This window comes from Mucilaginibacter sp. 320_HR (assembly GCF_059691875.1).
The window spans coordinates 601,954-619,066 of sequence record NZ_JCAWAI010000001.1; the positions used below are offsets into that span (position 1 = coordinate 601,954).

The following is a 17,113-nucleotide window of genomic DNA, read 5'->3' on the forward strand; positions in this document are numbered from 1 at the left end:
CTCTTTAACACTTAATGCGTATTTTTGTAAACAATGAGCGAGTTAAACTTACAGGTAACTATAGATCAGGACTCTGGCTTTTGCTTTGGAGTAGTTTACGCTATTGATATGGCGGAGGAGATACTCGCCGAAGATGGCTATTTGTATTGCCTGGGCGACATCGTGCATAATGATGAGGAAGTTAGCCGTTTAAAGGCGCTTGGCTTGCGCATAATAGATCATGCTGATCTTGCGAATCTATACAACGAGAAAGTGCTTATCCGGGCACACGGCGAAGCCCCAGAAACGTACCGTTTGGCGCTGGAGCATAATATTACACTCATTGATGCATCTTGTCCGGTTGTACTTAAACTGCAAAACCGGATAAAAACCTCCTACGATAATAAAGAACAAATATTAATATTTGGTAAACACGGGCATGCAGAAGTAGTTGGCTTACAAGGTCAAACAAACGGAGAAGCGTTAGTTTTTCAAGACATCGCCGAGTTGGATAATGCCGACCTTCCGTCTAGCTTCACGCTTTATAGTCAAACTACCAAGAGCATGGAGAAGTTTTATAGTGTGAAAGATGAGTTACTGGCCCGCGGTTACGAAGTAAAGGCTAATGATACAATTTGCCGCCAGGTAAGTAATCGCGACAAGGATCTACCTGCATTTGCAGCTAAGTTCAACAAGGTGGTATTTGTATCCGGTAAGAAATCATCTAACGGGAAGGTGCTTTTTGAAGTTTGCCGAAAGCATAATCCGGATACTTATTTTGTATCAAGCCTGGACGAATTAGACCCGGGTATGTTCTCTGAAAATGATAAAGTAGGTATAGCAGGGGCTACATCAACTCCTATGTGGCTTATGCAACAAGTGAAAGCCAAACTGGAGTCGTTTTAACAGCACGCTTTTTGCTGTATACATCTCAATTGAAAAACAAACCTTCTTATACCGGTCTAGTAGTTGCCATTGTGGTTATTGGCAGCTGGATCACGTCTACCGTTTTGCTAATGCAATCGCCGGTAAACTTTAGCAAACCTCTTTTATATTTATTTATTATTGTGCAAATGCATCTGTATACCGGTTTGTTCATCACCGCGCACGATGCTATGCATGGCACGATAGCTCCGAATAAAATGGTGAACAATGTGGTAGGGCAAATTTGTACATTGTTTTACGCATCTTTCTGGTACCCTAAGCTTTATACAAAGCATCATCAGCATCACAACCATGTTCATTCTGATGAAGACCCGGATTACCATAATGGAAATTTCTTTAGCTGGTACGTGCGGTTTATACGCAATTACTTGGCATGGTGGCAGATTGTTGTAATGGCAGTTGTATTCAATGTTTTAAAGATTTGGATCCCTCAAGCTAATCTCATCCTTTTTTGGGTGATGCCATCACTGCTAAGCACTTTGCAGTTGTTCTACTTTGGCACTTACCTGCCTCATAAAGGAGAGCATGACAACAAGCATCAGTCGCGAAGCCAAAAGCGAAACCATATCATTGCTTTTGTCACTTGTTACTTTTTTGGGTATCACTACGAACATCATGATGCACCATGGGTGCCCTGGTGGAAGTTGTGGAAGGTTAAAAACTAAGTTTACAGCCTATCATCTTTTTGTAAGTTGTTGATCATTCAAGAACTTAGGGCTGAAATTTTATTATTTTTGCAGTTCAATTATGGCTAAAAAGGGAATCTTACTGGTTAATCTGGGTACACCGGATAGCCCATCAACCGCAGATGTTCGCAAATACCTTGATGAATTTTTAATGGATCCGAGGGTCATTGATGTAAACCCTGTGCTACGCACCTTTTTAGTAAAAACCATTATTGTTCCGTTTAGGGCACCTAAGTCTGCAAAGCTTTATCGGGCCATATGGGATGAAAAAACAGGTTCACCGCTGTTGCATTATAGCATACTTCAACAACAATTGTTGCAGCAGCGACTTGGTGACGGGTATATGGTGGAACTCGCAATGCGGTACCAAAGCCCATCAATAGATTCGGCCCTGAAGCGGTTGAAAGAAGCTTTGATAAGTGATATTCAGGTTATCCCTTTGTTCCCACAATATGCGTCTGCAAGTACGGGATCGGTACAGGAAAAGGTGATGAGCATTGTTAAGGAATGGCAAACTATTCCTAACATCAGCTTTTTAAATTCGTTTCATGACGATAATCTTATGATTGAAACCTTTGCAGACAATGCTGCAAAGTATCAGCCTGATACCTACGATCATATACTGTTTAGTTTTCACGGATTACCACAGCGCCAGCTTAAAAAGTGTGATCATACCGGCAACTACTGCTTAAAAGTTGACGGCTGCTGCAATACGCTGAACGATACAAATAAGCTTTGTTATTCGGCTCAGTCGCATGATACCGCTAGGTTGATAGCAGCTAAGATGAATTTACAGCGGGAGAGATATACCGTTTGTTTTCAATCGCGCCTAGGTAGCGATCCATGGGCTCAACCTTACACCAGCGAGATTATAGAAAAGCTGGCTAAAGAAGGGAAAAAGCGGCTGCTGGTTTTCTGTCCCGCGTTTGTTGCCGATTGTCTCGAAACTGTTTATGAGGTAACAACAGAATACGGAGAGGAATTTAAGGCACTTGGCGGTGAGCATGTGCAGTTGGTCGAAAGCCTTAATGATTCGCCAAAGTGGATAGACGCTTTGGAGAGAATGGTTAAAAAGGAAGTAAATACGGTTGCCAAAACACCACAGCTGGTTTAAGTTACCAATTCACTGGTAATTTTAGCCGATAAAAGGCACAATGGTATACCCCCGCCCGGGTGTACGCTGCCGCCACAAAAGTAAAGTCCCTTTACCTTTGTCGATTTGTTTGAATGGCGGAGGAATGCCGCAAGTTTGCTGTTGGAACTTGTGCCGTAGATAGAACCTTTATAAGAAGATGTTTTAGATTCTATACTGATTGGATCTAATATATTTTCACAGGCGATAAGCTTACTAATGTCTACCCCAAGTATTTTAGATAATTTACTTTGGATATTGGCTCTTGCTTCTTTAATTATCTGCTCCCAATTTTGTCCATCGTTTGATGGTACATTTATCATCACAAACCAATTCTCACAACCTTCTGGTGCATCGTCTGATTTGTACTTAGAGCTTATATTAATATACACCGTTGGGTCATGATAAACAGTGCCTTGTTTCCAAACGTGTTCAAATTCAGCGCCATTGTCGCTGCTAAAAAAGATGTTGTGCAAGTCAAGCTCAGAAAAAGTTCTTTTAATACCCCAGTAAAAGATAAGTGCAGAACTGCTTCGTTGCTGCTCCAGCGTTCCGGTGGGATGCAAATTAACGTGTTTGCTCAATAGTTTCTTGTAGGTAAACCATACATCCATGTTGGATACCACAACGTCGCTAAATACGTCTTGTCCATTAACGCGTACACCTTTTGCTTGATTATTGATAAGGACTATCTCATCTACCCGGTTGTTAAACGTAAAGGTGACACCTAAATCTTTTGCCAACTGTACCAATGACGAGGTAATGCTGTACATCCCGCCGTTAGGAAACCACGCGCCATAATGGTGCTCGAGGTGAGGAATTACATTCAGTGTTGCTGGCGCCTGATACGGATTGGAGCCATTGTAAGTAGCGTATCTGTCAAAGAACTGTATTAACCTTTTATCCTTGAAAAACTTCCTGTTAGCATTGTGCATGCTGCGTAAAGCATCAATTTGCGGCAGCTTTAACACAGATTTAAACGTGCCCCATTGCAGGTACGTTTTTAATTGATGAAGTGATTGCTCCAGGAAGACATGGTTGGTTATATTATAAATATCTGCACTGTTGGCCAGGTAATTAATGATAGTAGAAGTTGGCTCTCCTGTGGCATTAGTTATTTCCCGGGCAAATCTCTCTGTATCGTCGTATGCACATATCCGGGTACCGTCAGGATAAAAGTACTTGCAAACCACTTCCAGCTTTTGATAGTTAAAGTAGTCACGCGGGTTTTTTCCGGCTAATTCAAAAAGCTCGTCAACGTATTGCGGCATGGTGAACAAACTTGGACCTGCATCAAAACGGTAACCTTCAATTACCATCTCGGCGAGCTTACCACCCGGGTAACTATTTGCCTCAAAAACATCCACTTTATAACCTTTAACAGCTAAACGGATTGCTGCAGCTATTCCAGCTATACCGGCACCAATTACAGCGGCTTTTTGATTAGGCATGGGCGTAAAGATAAAAAGCAGGACGATGTTTCCTGCTTTTTAAATAATGTTTAGTAAGAGGACAAACTATCCTTCATGGACGCCTTCGCCTATTTCCTCAATTGTTTTCCTGTTAAATGCTTCCAGATCGGCAGGGGTTCTGCTAGTTACCAAGCCGTTGTCAACCACAACCTCTTCATCAACCCAATTTACGCCTGCGTTTACCAGGTCGGTTTGTAAAGACGGGTAGGAGGTAAGTGTTCTGCCTTTTAACATACCTGTTTCTATTAAGGTTTGTGGTCCGTGGCATATTGCTGCAACTGGTTTACCCTCATCAAGGAATGCCGAAACAAAGGCTACTGCATCTTTATTCTGGCGCAACTTATCAGGATTGAGAACACCTCCGGGCAGTACCAGCGCATCGTAATCATCAGGGCTAACGGCGCTTAGTTCTTTGTCAACATCTATCTCAATGCCCCAATCGGTCTTGTTCCAGGCTTTTATTTTTCCGTTTTTGGGTGATATTATGTGTACAGTTGCACCTGCTTCTTCCAAAGCCTGTTTAGGACTGGTAAGTTCCACTTGCTCAAATCCTTCTTCGGTAAGTATTGCTACTCTCCTGTTATCTAACTTAGCCATAGTAGTAGTTTTAAATTGTTTACATTAACTACAGCTTTATAAACAGAAGGTTTTAAGAAAATCAGGATTGTGACACGAGTTGCTTATCTGCAACGTGAGCAATTGCATAATTGATGAAATTGCCCGTTAAACCATAGTCTTCAGTGCCTTTCCTGCGAATGAAATAGAAGTCCCTTGTGATTTTAAGCCCCTCTACGGGAACCTCTACCAACTCACCTTCAGCCAGTTGCCTGATGATTGATGGCCGAGGCATAAAACCAAGACATTGGTCTGCAAGTAAAAAGTTTTTTAGTGCCTCGGTACCGCCCAGGCGGATTTTTACCGATAAATCACTTGGTTTGATATTTAGTGTTGATAGGGATTTTAGTAAAGCTGTTAACGTCCCTGAACCGCGTTCCCGCAACGCCAGCGGCGTTTTTACAAACTGCTTTAATGTTAATGACTTACCTGCCAAGGGGCTTTTTGCAGAGCAAACAGGTATCACCTCGTCACTCATGAAATGCTTGTAAGTTACGGTGGTTAACTTGCTATCTGCTTCAATAATACCCAGATCCACCTCGTGGTTAAGCAGTGCGTTTAGGATATACTCAGAATTGCGGTTAACCAATTGTACACCCACGTTAGCATATTCCCGCTGGAAACCTGACAGAATATACGGTAATATATATAATGCAATGGTAGTACTGGCCCCTAAACGTAGGTGTCCTGCAGCGCTCCCGGCATTGCTTAGTATGGATAGCTCATATTCTATTTTGCGCTCTATATCGGTTGCTTGCTGCAAGTATTCGTTTAGTTTAATGCCTGCGTTAGTAAGTAAAATGCTGTTCCCCTTGCGTTCAAAAAGGGCCACTTTGTATTGGTCCTCCATAGCTTTTATATGTTTGCTAATGGCGGGCTGGGTTACAAACAGCACCTGAGCTGCCTTGGAAAAACTCAGGTTGGCGGCAACTTCCATAAACACGCGGTGCGAAAAAGATATCATCTCGGGAGCATTTGCTCAAATATACGATATAATTAAAAGTTATGACGTGAGATGGTCGGCCCTTAAAAATAGCATCAACGAGACCGTAAATAGGTGCTTTCACGAGCAAGAATCTGCAAAAACCACATTTTTTAGATGCGGGATACCAGTGTTGAAATCGAAGGCGGTAATTTAATTGGTGACGCTGTTGGAAAGCATTTTCGTTCATCAACCATGTGTAAAACTTGTGCCGGTGCTTTAGTTGTTTAGTGGCTTTTTACTTACTTTTGTAACATGATAGAATTGCCTGTAGTGCCTGCCACCCAACCACAGCGTAAGCCGGACTGGTTAAGAGTAAGGCTCCCTGTAGGGAAGGAGTATGCACATGTTCGCGGTTTGGTGGACACCCACAAATTGCACACCATTTGCGAAAGCGGTAATTGCCCCAATATGGGCGAATGCTGGGGTGCCGGTACGGCAACTTTCATGATATTGGGTAACATATGTACCCGTAGCTGTTCTTTTTGCGCGGTAGCTACAGGCAGGCCGCTGGCAGTCGACCTCGACGAGCCAAACCGTGTAGCTAACTCTGTTAAGCTAATGCAGGTAAAGCATTGCGTGATCACTTCTGTTGACCGTGATGATTTAAAGGACGGCGGATCTACCATTTGGGCAGAAACTATAAACGCTATCCGCCGCGAGAGCCCGGAAACGACATTAGAAACCCTGCTGCCCGATTTCCGTGGCATATGGGACAATCTTGATCGTGTAATAGCGGTGCGGCCAGAAGTAGTTTCTCATAACCTGGAAACTGTGCGCCGCTTAACCCGCGAGGTACGTATCCAGGCAAAATACGACCGTAGCCTGGAAGCCCTTAGGCGAATAGCTGACAGCGGCCTACGCACGAAATCGGGCATTATGCTTGGCTTGGGCGAAAAGGAAGAGGATGTGCTTGAGGCAATGGACGACCTATTGCAGGCAGGAGTACACATCTTAACGCTTGGCCAATACCTGCAGCCAACGCGCAACCATCACCCGGTTATAGATTGGATACACCCTGATCAGTTTGCTGCTTACAAGGAGTGGGGATTAAAAAAAGGTTTCAGGTATGTAGAAAGCGGACCGCTTGTGCGTTCGTCTTACCATGCTGAGAAGCACCTTTTTGAAATGTAATTATTCCTTTCTATCTTCACCGAGTTGAGCAAGAAGAGAAAAATATCACTGTCAGAGGAAGAGCTGGTAAGTGCCCTTCGTAATCGCGAGAAAGTAGCAATAGAAGCATTATACGATATGTATTCGGCTTCGTTGTTTGGTGTTATCTCCCGCATCATCACTGATACCGCCGTTGCTGAAGACGTTTTGCAGGAAACATTTGTTAAGATCTGGAATTCTTTTTCTGGCTATAGTGCCGAAAAAGGCCGCCTGTTTACCTGGATGGTCAATATCGCCCGAAATTTGTCTATAGACAAGGTGCGATCAAAAGACTATAAAAATCAGAACAAAAACCAGGAGCTTGAAAATAACGTAACTTTTATAGACGAACAAAGAAACACGGTTTACAAGCCTGAGTTGCTGGGAATCAGAGATTTGGTATCTACCTTAAAACCCGAACAAAAATCCATACTTGACCTGGTGTATTTTAAAGGTTATACCCACGTGGAAGCAGCCGACGAACTTGGCGTGCCGCTGGGTACCATTAAAACACGGTTAAGAATGGCGATACAGCAACTCAGAAAACATTTCAATTAAAGTGGAAAACATCAGGGAGTATATCGAGTCAGGGATTTTGGAGCTTTATGTTCTGGGCGATTTAAGCCCCGAAGAAAAGCTTCAAGTGGAGGCAATGGCCGCCCAGCATGCTGATGTTAAGGCGGAGATTGAAGATATAGAGCGTTCGATGGAATTTTATGCAGAAGCCAACGCTATTGAACCTGCAGAACCTTTGCGGGAAAAAATATTGAACGGCCTGCTTACCAATCTTGGAGATGACCGTATATTTACCAAGTCTCGCAAACACACCGAAATAGATATAACCGAAAAGGATGAACACACCGGGGCGAAAGTAGTTGAGATGCATGTGCGAACGGGTGATTTTTATAAATATGCTTTTGCTGCATGCCTGGTACTACTGCTGGTTAGTATATACGGCATTGTAAATTTGTATAACCGGCTACAGGAGCGCGATGCGCAACTTACTGCCATGACCGCCGAGCGGGAGAAAATTGCCAACCAAGTTAACTTGATGGATAGGGAACTTGGTGTTTACCGCGATCCGGTTTACAAAGTGTTAAGGTTAAAAGGCACGCCAAAGTCTCCTGATGCAGCTTTGACCCTGGCTTGGAACACGTCTAACAAAAAGATTATGCTCGACATGAAGAGCATGAAGTTGCCGGCTCATGATCCTAAACACCAGTATCAGCTTTGGGCTATTGCGGGTGGCAAACCAATAGATCTTGGTGTTTTTGACGCTGCAGGCAAGTTGGATTCTTCAATGGTTAAAGAAATGAAGGCGATTGCTGCTGCTGAAATGTTTGCCGTAACTGTTGAACCAATGGGCGGAAGCGTAAATCCAACTATTACAGAAATGGTAGTTGCAGGTGCTACAAACTAGCTTATATAAAATATTAAGAACTATCCCCGTGAGCAAAACTCCCGGGGATTTTTATTACACAAAAAACCAAAAATAAATTGCTGTGTTTAGTAACTATTATATATTTCGCTCGTCATATATATACTAGTTTGAAGTATTTAGTTCTTTATAAGATCAGTTAATAGTTTTGGAAAACGGATGTATGATACTTGCACCCGTTTTTTTTATGCCAGTATTTTAGCCATAGTAGCAGGCAATTGAGTTATCACATTACCAGGCAAAACTACATTCATCCGGTTTGGTAAAGCTAGTTCGTCTCCCGCTTTACCGTGCAGGTAAACGCCAAGAATACAGGCTTGGGTAGGCGCGTACTTTTGTGCCAAAAGTGAGGTGATGATCCCTGTTAACACGTCTCCCATTCCGCCGGTTGCCATGGCAGCGTTCCCGGTGGAGTTAAAGTATAATCTTCCTTCCGGCGACACCGTTATGGTGTAATCATTCTTCAGTACTATATTAATATTAAGCTCAGCTGCTTTAGCTTTAGCAGTTTGCAGGCGCTGCCACCAACTGTTGTGCTCGCCAAAAAGCCTGTCAAATTCTTTCATATGTGGCGTAAGGATGCTGGCCGGCGGGAGCTGTTTAAGCAACTCTTTATTCTCGCTTAACAAGTTTAGCCCGTCCGCATCAATCAATATTGGCTTATTAGAATTAGACATAACGTGTTTCAGCAAGTTGAGCGATGCGAAATTCTTACTTAATCCAGGGCCAATACCAATTGCGCTATACTTTTCCAGGTTAATTTCCGGCAAGTTATCATCCTTCCGGACAATAGCCATCAACTCCGGGAGGTAGCTGTTGAGCGCAGTTAATCCGCTTTGTGGGATGCAGGCGGTAGTTAAGCCGGCACCGGCATGCGCGCAGGCTGATGATGACAGCAGCGCAGCACCCATAGTTTCATCGGCGCCGGCTATAATTAGCCCATGCCCGTAAGTGCCTTTATTGCTAAAACGATGCCTTTCGGCTATAATCACTTTAGCATCGCTTTCTTCTATATAGTAATACGGTGTAGCCAGCGAGTTTACAAACAATTTGTCCAACCCAATTTTTACCACTTCCAAACAGTTAATGTATGGCGCGGATTCAGGAAGCAGAAAGTTGATCTTTGGTTGTTCAAAGGTGATGGTGAGGTCGGCCCTTAATACCGCTGCACCGTCAGGTATCTCGCCGTCAGTAAAAAAGCCGGTTGGCACATCAACCGCAACAACGGTTTTTTGCAAACCATTAAGGTAATTGACAACTTTTCTGTAATCACCCCCAAGCGGCTTGTTTAAGCCGCTGCCCAGCATAGCATCTATAATTATGTCGCTGTTTTCGGGCGGTAATAAAGCCCCACTTCCAATTTCAAGACGCTTTATACCTCCCAGCCTTTGCAGGTTTGCTTCAAAATCCTCACTCGCTTTTGCCGAAAACCTGGTTATCTTAACGTTAATAAGATTGTAGCCATGATCGTTCAGCAGGCGAGCGATAGCTAATCCGTCGCCACCATTGTTCCCGGTGCCGCAATACACCGATATACTTTTGCGCTTATCCTGAAAATGGTTGATGAACCAGCCTACGAAAGCTTTGGACGCACGCTCCATCAAGTCGAGAGAGCTTATGGGTTCGTTGGCAATGGTGTAAGCATCCGCCTGGCGGATCTGTTCGGCAATAAGTAATGGCAACATATACTGTAAAGATATGCTGCCGAGCTTTTGTTTGAAAGTTTTAAAGGTACTGGTCGGTAGCTATCGCATGTATAGGTTTATTTTATTCCCATTTCTTTCTTCAGGAATTGCCCTGTAAAGCTTTCCTTTACTTTACACAATCCTTCCGGCGTGCCGCTGAACAGGATCTTGCCACCACCCGAGCCACCTTCCGGACCGAGGTCAATCACGTGGTCAACAACCTTTATCACATCCAGGTTATGTTCTATCACTAAAACTGTATTGCCTTTGTCTACCAATTGGTTTATCACGCCGAGTAGCACATTAATATCTTCGAAGTGAAGGCCCGTCGTAGGTTCGTCCAATATATAAAAGGTATTTCCGGTGTCTTTTTTAGATAACTCCGTAGCCAGTTTTACACGTTGCGCTTCACCGCCGGATAGGGTAGTAGATGCCTGACCAAGCGTTATATAACCCAAACCAACATCAAACAGCGTTTTTACCTTACGATAGATGGATGGTATATGTTCAAAAAATGGTGTGGCATCCTCAATGCTCATGTCCAAAACATCGCTAATGGATTTGCCACGGTAACGAACTTCGAGTGTTTCCCGGTTATACCGACGACCTTGGCATTCTTCACAAGGCACCTGTACATCAGGTAAAAAGTTCATTTCAATCACTTTCATACCACCACCCTGGCAAGTTTCGCAGCGGCCACCCTTAACATTAAAGGAGAATCTGCCAGGTTTGTAACCACGTATGCGCGACTCCGGCAGTGCCACAAACAGGTTGCGGATATCAGAGAATACGCCTGTATACGTAGCCGGGTTTGATCTTGGTGTACGACCAATAGGTGTTTGATCTATCTCAATCACCTTATCTATGTGTTCCAAACCCTCTATTTTGTCATAAGGAAGAGGATGTTTCTTCGCCCTGAAGAAATGATGGTTAAGAATAGGATACAATGTTTCAGTGATCAGGCTGGACTTACCACTGCCGGAAACACCTGTTATACCTATAAGCTTACCTAAAGGAAAGTCTACAGAAACTTTTTTGAGGTTATGACCGGTAGCCTTTTTAAGGCTCAGCAATTTTCCGTTTCCTTCACGGCGTTTTTTTGGTATCGCTATCTCTCTTTCGCCGTTGATATATGATGTTGTGAGCGTATGTTTAGTTATTAATTCGGCAGGGGTACCCTGTGCGACAACTTGACCGCCGTGCACACCGGCCGCAGGACCCATATCTATAACATGATCGGCTTCCAGGATCATGTCTTTATCGTGTTCCACAACCAACACCGTATTGCCCAAATCCCGAAGGTTTTTAAGCGCGTTTATCAAGCGTTCGTTGTCACGCTGGTGAAGTCCAATGCTCGGTTCATCCAGAATGTACATTACGTTCATCAGCTGCGAACCTATTTGTGTAGCCAGCCTGATGCGTTGCGCTTCGCCGCCCGATAGCGTCTTAGCGGTTCGGTCAAGCGTTAAATAACTTAAACCTACGTCCAGCAAAAAGCCAATGCGCGCACGTATTTCTTTCAGTATCTCTTTTGCAATAACATTTTGTCGCTCGTTCAAACGGTCCTCCAGATTAGTGAACCACTTTTGAAGCGTGGTAATGTCCATGGTGGCGAGTTCGAAGATGTTCTTCTCGTCGACCTTAAAGTGCAACGACTCCTTCTTTAGCCGTGCGCCATTACAAACCGGGCAGGTACGCAGTACACGATAGTTTTCCATATCGTCCATACCTTCATCGTTGCGGCGCTCCTGTTGTTCTTCCAGCATGCGGATGATACCGTCGAATGTTATCTGGTAGCTTTGTACGTTCCATTTGTTATACTCAACTGCAACGGTTATCATATCCGGACTACCATTTAAAATGATGTCCAGTTGTTCGCGTGTGAGTTTCTCTAAAGGAACCGATAACGAGAACTCGTACTTTTTACCCAATGCCTTTAACACCTGGAAAATCCAGGTTTCGCGGTATTCACCAATAGGTGCCAGGCCACCATTTATAATGCTGAGTTTTGGATTGGGTATAACTGAAGCTTCGTCAACCTCGAATATGTAGCCAAGGCCATTGCATTTTTCGCATGCGCCGTATGGCGAGTTAAAGGAAAATGTGTTTGGCTGGGGCTCATCATAAGATATGCCCGATACCGGATCCATTAAGTATTTACTAAAGTAGGCTACGTTATTATCCTTATCAGCAATACGGATGATACCCTTGGCAGTTTTAAGTGCCGACTGTACGGATGTATACAAGCGTTTACTGTCGGCTTCACTTACCACTAGCCGGTCTACCACAATATCAATGTCGTGTATCTTATAACGGTCCAGCTGCATTTTCGGCTCAACGTCCATAATGGCGCCATCAACGTATACTTTCAGGTATCCTTGTTTGCGTATCTGCTCAAACAGCTCCCGGTAGTGGCCCTTACGTGCTTTAACAACCGGTGCTAATATGTTTACAGGCTGCCCATCAAATTTTTCTGTTATGGTGCGCAGGATCTGGTCCTCACTCATGCGCTCCATTTTCTCGCCGGTGGTGTAGCTGTAAGCATCACCCGCCCTTGCAAAAAGTAAGCGCATAAAGTCATATATCTCAGTAATAGTACCAACGGTACTGCGCGGGTTTTTGCTGGTTGTTTTTTGCTCAATAGCAATAACCGGGCTCAGGCCAGATACCTTATCTACATCAGGCCGTTCCATACCACCCATAAACTGGCGGGAGTAGGCCGAAAAAGTTTCCATATAACGACGCTGCCCTTCTGCGTAGATCGTATCAAAAGCTAGCGACGATTTCCCGCTGCCACTTAGGCCGGTGATCACCACCAGCTTGTTGCGCGGAAAGGAAACATCTATATTTTTGAGGTTATGCACCCGGGCGCCATACACTTCAACTTCACTTTGCTCGCCCAGGTCTATTTGTTTTTCATTCATATATGTCAGCAAAAACAGGTAAAGGGCTGAGGGGTTTTAATCAGCCGATTAAATACTAAAAAAGTTCGCAAATATACTCAAAAACGGCGGGCTTTCATACAGTTACACCCGGTACGAACATGAAGAATAATGTAATAATAACCTGAAGCGCGGTTGCTTGTTAGTTCGATTTTAACGTTTCGTACTTGTTGCCGTTAGATGGGTCGGCTTGTAAAAGGGTGTTCATCGCCTGCATCTTTTCGGTGCCGCTTGCTTTGCTGAATATGGAAACTAATTCCTCATCCTTCGCGGTAAAAAATGCCAGAGGGTAGTAAGAACCTATACGCTTGCGATCAACCTGGGTAAGCTGCGGCAATAATGCTGCTATAGCCTTGCGCGCACGCGCCGGGTTGTCTGCCATAAGATCTAGCCCGTTGCGATGATAGTCGTAACTGAAACCGCGAAGATTATTGTAGATTTTATTGTTAAGGTTCTCGGCTAGCCAGTAACGGTTTAGGTTGCTGTCGAAAGCTTTCCAGCCTTTAAACGAGGCGGTTTGTGCATTAGTAACGATGTTTTGTGCGTTCAGGAAGTAGTTTGTTCCGCCATATCGCGAGAACGAATCATAATCCATTCCTACAATAATGTAGGCGTAAAACGCCATTACGGAGCTCAGGTTGTTTTGAAAATTTTGATCGCTGTAATCAATTGTCTGCCCTTCCGTATAGCTAAAGTCTACATCTTTGTCGTTGATGTTCAACAGAGTAGTCGTATACCCCGAATTGTAAACCGGCCTGGATGATTGCACCTGCAGCTCGCAACTGAAGTTGCTGCCGCCGTCCCAAGCATTTACATTCAGTACAAAGTTGCAGTCTATTCTTTCCAGCGGGCCAATCGCATCAGCCGCCCACTTGCGGCCGTTTAGAAAATCTTTTATAGCTGTTTCAAGTGTAGAGAATAGGCGTTTGTTGCTAACCTGTATTTTGGGTGTGAGCACCTTTACCCGTGCCCTTAGGTCCTGAGCTTGGGTAAAGCAGCACGACAACAGCAAGCCAGCAAGTAAAAAGTAACGCTTCATAGATTTAATAAGAATATAAATTTAGCACAAATATCCTTTGCTACTTCACTTTTATCCTTTAAATTAAAAGCAGTCTTATTCAAGCTGCTATCTATAATAGTAATCTTGTTGGTGTCACTTTTAAAACCAGCGCCGGCATCGTTAAGAGAATTCAGCACAATAGCATCCAGGTTTTTGTTCTGCAGCTTACCAACGGCATGCTGTTCTTCGTTCTCGGTTTCCAGTGCAAAGCCAACCAATACCTGCCCTTGCTGTTTTTGCTGGCCAAGCGTTTTAAGGATATCGGTGGTTTTCTTAAGTTCAATGGTTAAGCTGCCTTCCTGTTTTTTAATTTTCTGAGGAGCAACTTCTACGGGTGTATAGTCTGCTACGGCGGCGCACATAATGCAGCCATTTGAAGATGGAAAGTAGGTTAGGCACTCGCGCAACATATCGGCAGCACTAACAACATCTATCCTCCGGATATTTTTAAACGTGCTTTTTTGTGCCGTAGGACCTGCAATCAAAATAACATCGGCACCTTTCGCCGCTAATTCATCAGCAATAGCAAAACCCATCTTGCCGGAAGAGTGATTGCCAATAAATCTAACCGGATCAATAGCTTCATAAGTAGGGCCGGCAGTTACCAGCACTTTTTTATTAGCCAATGGCACATTCTTTTTCAGATCAGCTTCCAAAAATGTGAGTATCTCTTCAGGTTCTGCCATACGCCCTTCACCATGCAAGCCGCTGGCCAGTTCACCACTGCCCGGAGGTATCATAATGTTCCCAAAGGTTTTTAGCTGGGCAATATTATGCTTTGTAGAATCATGCTTCCACATATCCAGGTCCATTGCAGGGGCAAAGTACACGGGGCATTTTGCCGACAGGTAAACCGCGGTAAGCAGATTATCTACTAACCCGCCGGCCATTTTCGCCATAGTGTTGGCACTTGCCGGGGCAATAAGCATGAGGTCGGCCCAAAGGCCAAGTTCAACGTGGTTGTTCCACTCTCCTGTTTCGGTTTTGAAGTATTCGCTATATGCCGGTTTTTTGGAAAGCGTAGACAGTGTAAGCGGAGTAATAAAGTTGGCAGCATCAGGTGTAAGCACAACCTGTACTTCTGCACCAGCTTTTATTAGTAACCGCGCCAACGTGGCCGATTTATAAGCTGCTATACTCCCGCAAACGCCTAATAATATCTTTTTACCTTCCAGCATACAAGTTAAAGTAAAAAATAAAAGTCAAAGTTCAAAAACCGGCGATACCTGATCTTTGAACTTTGACTTTAAACTTTAGATTTAAGGAAGCTTATGCTTCTTTTTCTTTTGCAGGGTTACGATAGTAAACCTTGTCTTCAAGAAACTCCTGTACCGCAACCAAAGTTGGTTTTGGCAATCTCTCGTAGTGTTTAGAGATCTCTATCTGCTCGCGGTTTTCAAAAACCTCTTCAAGGTTATCATTTGCTGATGCAAATTCAGATAGTTTCTGGTGCAATTCTTCTTTGATATTGTTAGATATCTGGTTAGCACGTTTAGACATGATCACCAACGATTCGTAGATGTTGTCGGTTTTTACATCCAGTTCGCGCAGGTCGCGTGTTACGGTACTGCTGGCAACTGTGCCTTTATTTGTGTTGTTAGCGCTCATATATCTTTACTAATTAATATGGTATTTTCTGGTTATCTCTGTCTTTTATTGATGGTGGCTGAGTTGCCGTTGTATCCTTTTTCGCAACTTTTTCTGCAAGCTTAGGGTTCACCGAAAGCTGAGCCATAAAGCGCTTGGCTTTCAAAGCACCTTGCTCGCTGCTTTGTTTTAAATCGGTAGCTTGTTTACTATAGGTGCTGCTTGGGTATTTTTCGGTAAACTGGTCAGCATAGCTAATTGCCTGGTTAAAGCGTTCTTCCTGCTTTGGCTCGCTGCTCACTTTTGCATATTCATATTGAGCTTTGATGGTTAAAAAGTCAAGCTCCTCAGCATACTTAGTGTCCGGATAGTCGCGCAGTGTATTATTAAAGGCTATAACAGCGGCCTGGTAGTCGCTTATAGTAAGGTATAGCTTAGCATTTTCGTAAGCTTTTCTCTCCAGTTTATCACGCAGGTTTTGTATCAACTTACTAGCTTCGGTAACACGGTCGCTTTTCGGATACAAGTTTATAAACAACTGTAATGCCTCTATAGCCTTAGTGGTGTTCTCCTGATCCAGTGAATAGATTGGCGAATCCAGGTAGAAGCAATAAGCCGCTATAAACCGGCACTCTTCCGCACGCGGGCTGGACGGATAAGTATCTGCAAAGGTTTTAAAGTGATAACGCGCGCTTGCGTAATCTTTTAGCTTATAGTTTGTGTATGCGTAATAGTAGTAAAGGTCTTCTGCACCCTGGCGACCGCGGTAAAGTGTTACCAGATCCTCAAATAAACCAAGTGCTTTGCTGTAATCCTTCTTATTATAGTATTTAACCGCTTCTGAGTATTTCTTGGCGTTATCGTTACTGGCTTTTAGCTTTTCGTATTTGCTTTTACAACTCCCGAACGCAATAAGCAATAACAGCAATGCGCCCGAAATTATATGTAGTTGCTTTTTAAACATTTTGCAAAGATAAGTTAATATTCATGACCCGTCAATTATTTATTTAACAGGCGAATATATAACGGCGTTTGTTCTCCTTATATATATAGTAGCACGATTTAACATCTTTTAACGCTTGCTTATATGATACACGACAAGCTATTCTGTTGCTGTGGAGGAGGGTTGCATATATACTATATATGAAAGGCCTACCGAATAAATGCTAATTATAACTGTGTTATTAGTATGTTGAAGGTTTTATAGTGTAATTTATCCGGTCGTCTGGTATGTATTCTTAAGCCTTCGATTCTTTAACGCAGGAATTTATCTGCGTCTATTGGCATCAATGTGACGTTGCGACAGCATACGTTTATAATATAGCGTGCATTTATCCTGCGTTGAATGCGGCGGTGCGTTTGTTACAATAGGGTATATAGCAGAAACCGTGGATATGTTATAATCAATCCCGAAATGGTTATAGGTTGCAATTTTTGG

The 17,113-nt window shown here is 43.6% G+C and carries 15 protein-coding genes; 6 read left to right on the top strand and 9 right to left on the bottom strand.

Annotated features, from left to right (window positions below; genetic code table 11):
- Positions 1-33 precede the first annotated feature (33 nt).
- From AC59GT_RS02695 to hemH, 3 genes are all read left to right on the top strand, one after another.
- Positions 34-885 carry a 4-hydroxy-3-methylbut-2-enyl diphosphate reductase gene (locus AC59GT_RS02695; protein WP_497236212.1) on the top strand — a complete coding sequence of 284 codons (852 nt, stop codon included), beginning with the start codon at positions 34-36 and terminating at the stop codon, positions 883-885.
- A 29-nt stretch (positions 886-914) separates the two neighbouring features.
- Positions 915-1,589: a fatty acid desaturase gene (locus AC59GT_RS02700; protein ID WP_497236213.1), complete on the top strand. Its 675-nt coding sequence runs from the start codon at positions 915-917 to the stop codon at positions 1,587-1,589.
- An 82-nt stretch (positions 1,590-1,671) separates the two neighbouring features.
- Positions 1,672-2,724 (top strand): ferrochelatase, encoded by a 1,053-nt coding sequence (gene hemH / locus AC59GT_RS02705; protein WP_497236214.1) that lies wholly within the window; start codon positions 1,672-1,674, stop codon positions 2,722-2,724.
- Here the strand turns inward: hemH and crtD are convergent.
- The 3 genes from crtD to AC59GT_RS02720 all read right to left on the bottom strand — a co-directional run bounded on the left by crtD (position 2,721) and on the right by AC59GT_RS02720 (position 5,793).
- Positions 2,721-4,193, bottom strand: a complete 1,473-nt coding sequence (crtD, locus tag AC59GT_RS02710; protein WP_497236215.1) for a 1-hydroxycarotenoid 3,4-desaturase CrtD — start codon at positions 4,191-4,193, stop codon at positions 2,721-2,723. The genes hemH and crtD overlap by 4 nt on opposite strands.
- A gap of 66 nt (positions 4,194-4,259) precedes the next feature.
- Positions 4,260-4,811, bottom strand: coding sequence for a type 1 glutamine amidotransferase domain-containing protein (locus AC59GT_RS02715; RefSeq protein WP_497236216.1), 552 nt, complete (start codon positions 4,809-4,811; stop codon positions 4,260-4,262).
- A gap of 61 nt (positions 4,812-4,872) precedes the next feature.
- Complete coding sequence (locus AC59GT_RS02720; RefSeq protein WP_497236217.1) at positions 4,873-5,793, bottom strand: LysR substrate-binding domain-containing protein; 921 nt, start codon at positions 5,791-5,793, stop codon at positions 4,873-4,875.
- Between the two features lie 273 nt (positions 5,794-6,066).
- Here AC59GT_RS02720 and lipA point away from each other — a divergent pair, with 273 nt between their 5' ends.
- From lipA to AC59GT_RS02735, 3 genes are read left to right on the top strand one after another with little or no spacing between them, the layout of a single operon-like run.
- Positions 6,067-6,945 carry a lipoyl synthase gene (gene lipA, locus AC59GT_RS02725; RefSeq protein WP_497236218.1) on the top strand — a complete coding sequence of 293 codons (879 nt, stop codon included), beginning with the start codon at positions 6,067-6,069 and terminating at the stop codon, positions 6,943-6,945.
- 24 nt (positions 6,946-6,969) lie between these two features.
- Positions 6,970-7,521, top strand: a complete 552-nt coding sequence (locus tag AC59GT_RS02730) for an RNA polymerase sigma factor (RefSeq protein WP_117384419.1) — start codon at positions 6,970-6,972, stop codon at positions 7,519-7,521.
- A gap of 1 nt (position 7,522) precedes the next feature.
- On the top strand, positions 7,523-8,383 hold the full coding sequence (locus tag AC59GT_RS02735; RefSeq protein WP_497236219.1) for an anti-sigma factor: 861 nt from the start codon (positions 7,523-7,525) through the stop codon (positions 8,381-8,383).
- Positions 8,384-8,586: 203 nt separating this feature from the next.
- On the opposite strand, the gene AC59GT_RS02740 is transcribed toward AC59GT_RS02735, so the two are convergent.
- From AC59GT_RS02740 to AC59GT_RS02765, 6 genes are all read right to left on the bottom strand, one after another.
- On the bottom strand, positions 8,587-10,086 hold the full coding sequence (locus tag AC59GT_RS02740; protein ID WP_497236220.1) for an NAD(P)H-hydrate dehydratase: 1,500 nt from the start codon (positions 10,084-10,086) through the stop codon (positions 8,587-8,589).
- Positions 10,087-10,163: 77 nt separating this feature from the next.
- Positions 10,164-13,010 (bottom strand): excinuclease ABC subunit UvrA, encoded by a 2,847-nt coding sequence (gene uvrA / locus AC59GT_RS02745; protein WP_497236221.1) that lies wholly within the window; start codon positions 13,008-13,010, stop codon positions 10,164-10,166.
- Positions 13,011-13,170: 160 nt separating this feature from the next.
- Positions 13,171-14,067 (bottom strand): type IX secretion system protein PorD, encoded by an 897-nt coding sequence (gene porD, locus AC59GT_RS02750; RefSeq protein WP_497236222.1) that lies wholly within the window; start codon positions 14,065-14,067, stop codon positions 13,171-13,173.
- The gene (gene coaBC, locus AC59GT_RS02755; RefSeq protein WP_497236223.1) at positions 14,064-15,266 is read right to left on the bottom strand and encodes a bifunctional phosphopantothenoylcysteine decarboxylase/phosphopantothenate--cysteine ligase CoaBC; all 1,203 of its coding nucleotides are present in this window, start codon (positions 15,264-15,266) and stop codon (positions 14,064-14,066) included. The genes porD and coaBC overlap by 4 nt, the downstream gene beginning before the upstream one ends.
- A 91-nt stretch (positions 15,267-15,357) precedes the next feature.
- Complete coding sequence (locus AC59GT_RS02760) at positions 15,358-15,696, bottom strand: DNA-directed RNA polymerase subunit omega (protein ID WP_117384413.1); 339 nt, start codon at positions 15,694-15,696, stop codon at positions 15,358-15,360.
- A gap of 13 nt (positions 15,697-15,709) precedes the next feature.
- The gene (locus tag AC59GT_RS02765) at positions 15,710-16,639 is read right to left on the bottom strand and encodes an outer membrane protein assembly factor BamD (RefSeq protein ID WP_497236224.1); all 930 of its coding nucleotides are present in this window, start codon (positions 16,637-16,639) and stop codon (positions 15,710-15,712) included.
- Between the last annotated feature and the right edge of the window lie 474 nt (positions 16,640-17,113).

Bases quoted from the DNA above. Each gene is read 5' to 3' on its own strand.
- AC59GT_RS02695 (WP_497236212.1), top strand. From the start codon at position 34: ATGAGCGAGTTAAACTTACAGGTAACTATAGATCAGGACTCTGGCTTT.
- hemH (WP_497236214.1), top strand. From the start codon at position 1,672: ATGGCTAAAAAGGGAATCTTACTGGTTAATCTGGGTACACCGGATAGC.
- crtD (WP_497236215.1), bottom strand. From the start codon at position 4,193: ATGCCTAATCAAAAAGCCGCTGTAATTGGTGCCGGTATAGCTGGAATA.
- AC59GT_RS02715 (WP_497236216.1), bottom strand. From the start codon at position 4,811: ATGGCTAAGTTAGATAACAGGAGAGTAGCAATACTTACCGAAGAAGGA.
- AC59GT_RS02720 (WP_497236217.1), bottom strand. From the start codon at position 5,793: ATGATATCTTTTTCGCACCGCGTGTTTATGGAAGTTGCCGCCAACCTG.
- lipA (WP_497236218.1), top strand. From the start codon at position 6,067: ATGATAGAATTGCCTGTAGTGCCTGCCACCCAACCACAGCGTAAGCCG.
- AC59GT_RS02740 (WP_497236220.1), bottom strand. From the start codon at position 10,086: ATGTTGCCATTACTTATTGCCGAACAGATCCGCCAGGCGGATGCTTAC.
- uvrA (WP_497236221.1), bottom strand. From the start codon at position 13,010: ATGAATGAAAAACAAATAGACCTGGGCGAGCAAAGTGAAGTTGAAGTG.
- porD (WP_497236222.1), bottom strand. From the start codon at position 14,067: ATGAAGCGTTACTTTTTACTTGCTGGCTTGCTGTTGTCGTGCTGCTTT.
- coaBC (WP_497236223.1), bottom strand. From the start codon at position 15,266: ATGCTGGAAGGTAAAAAGATATTATTAGGCGTTTGCGGGAGTATAGCA.
- AC59GT_RS02760 (WP_117384413.1), bottom strand. From the start codon at position 15,696: ATGAGCGCTAACAACACAAATAAAGGCACAGTTGCCAGCAGTACCGTA.
- AC59GT_RS02765 (WP_497236224.1), bottom strand. From the start codon at position 16,639: ATGTTTAAAAAGCAACTACATATAATTTCGGGCGCATTGCTGTTATTG.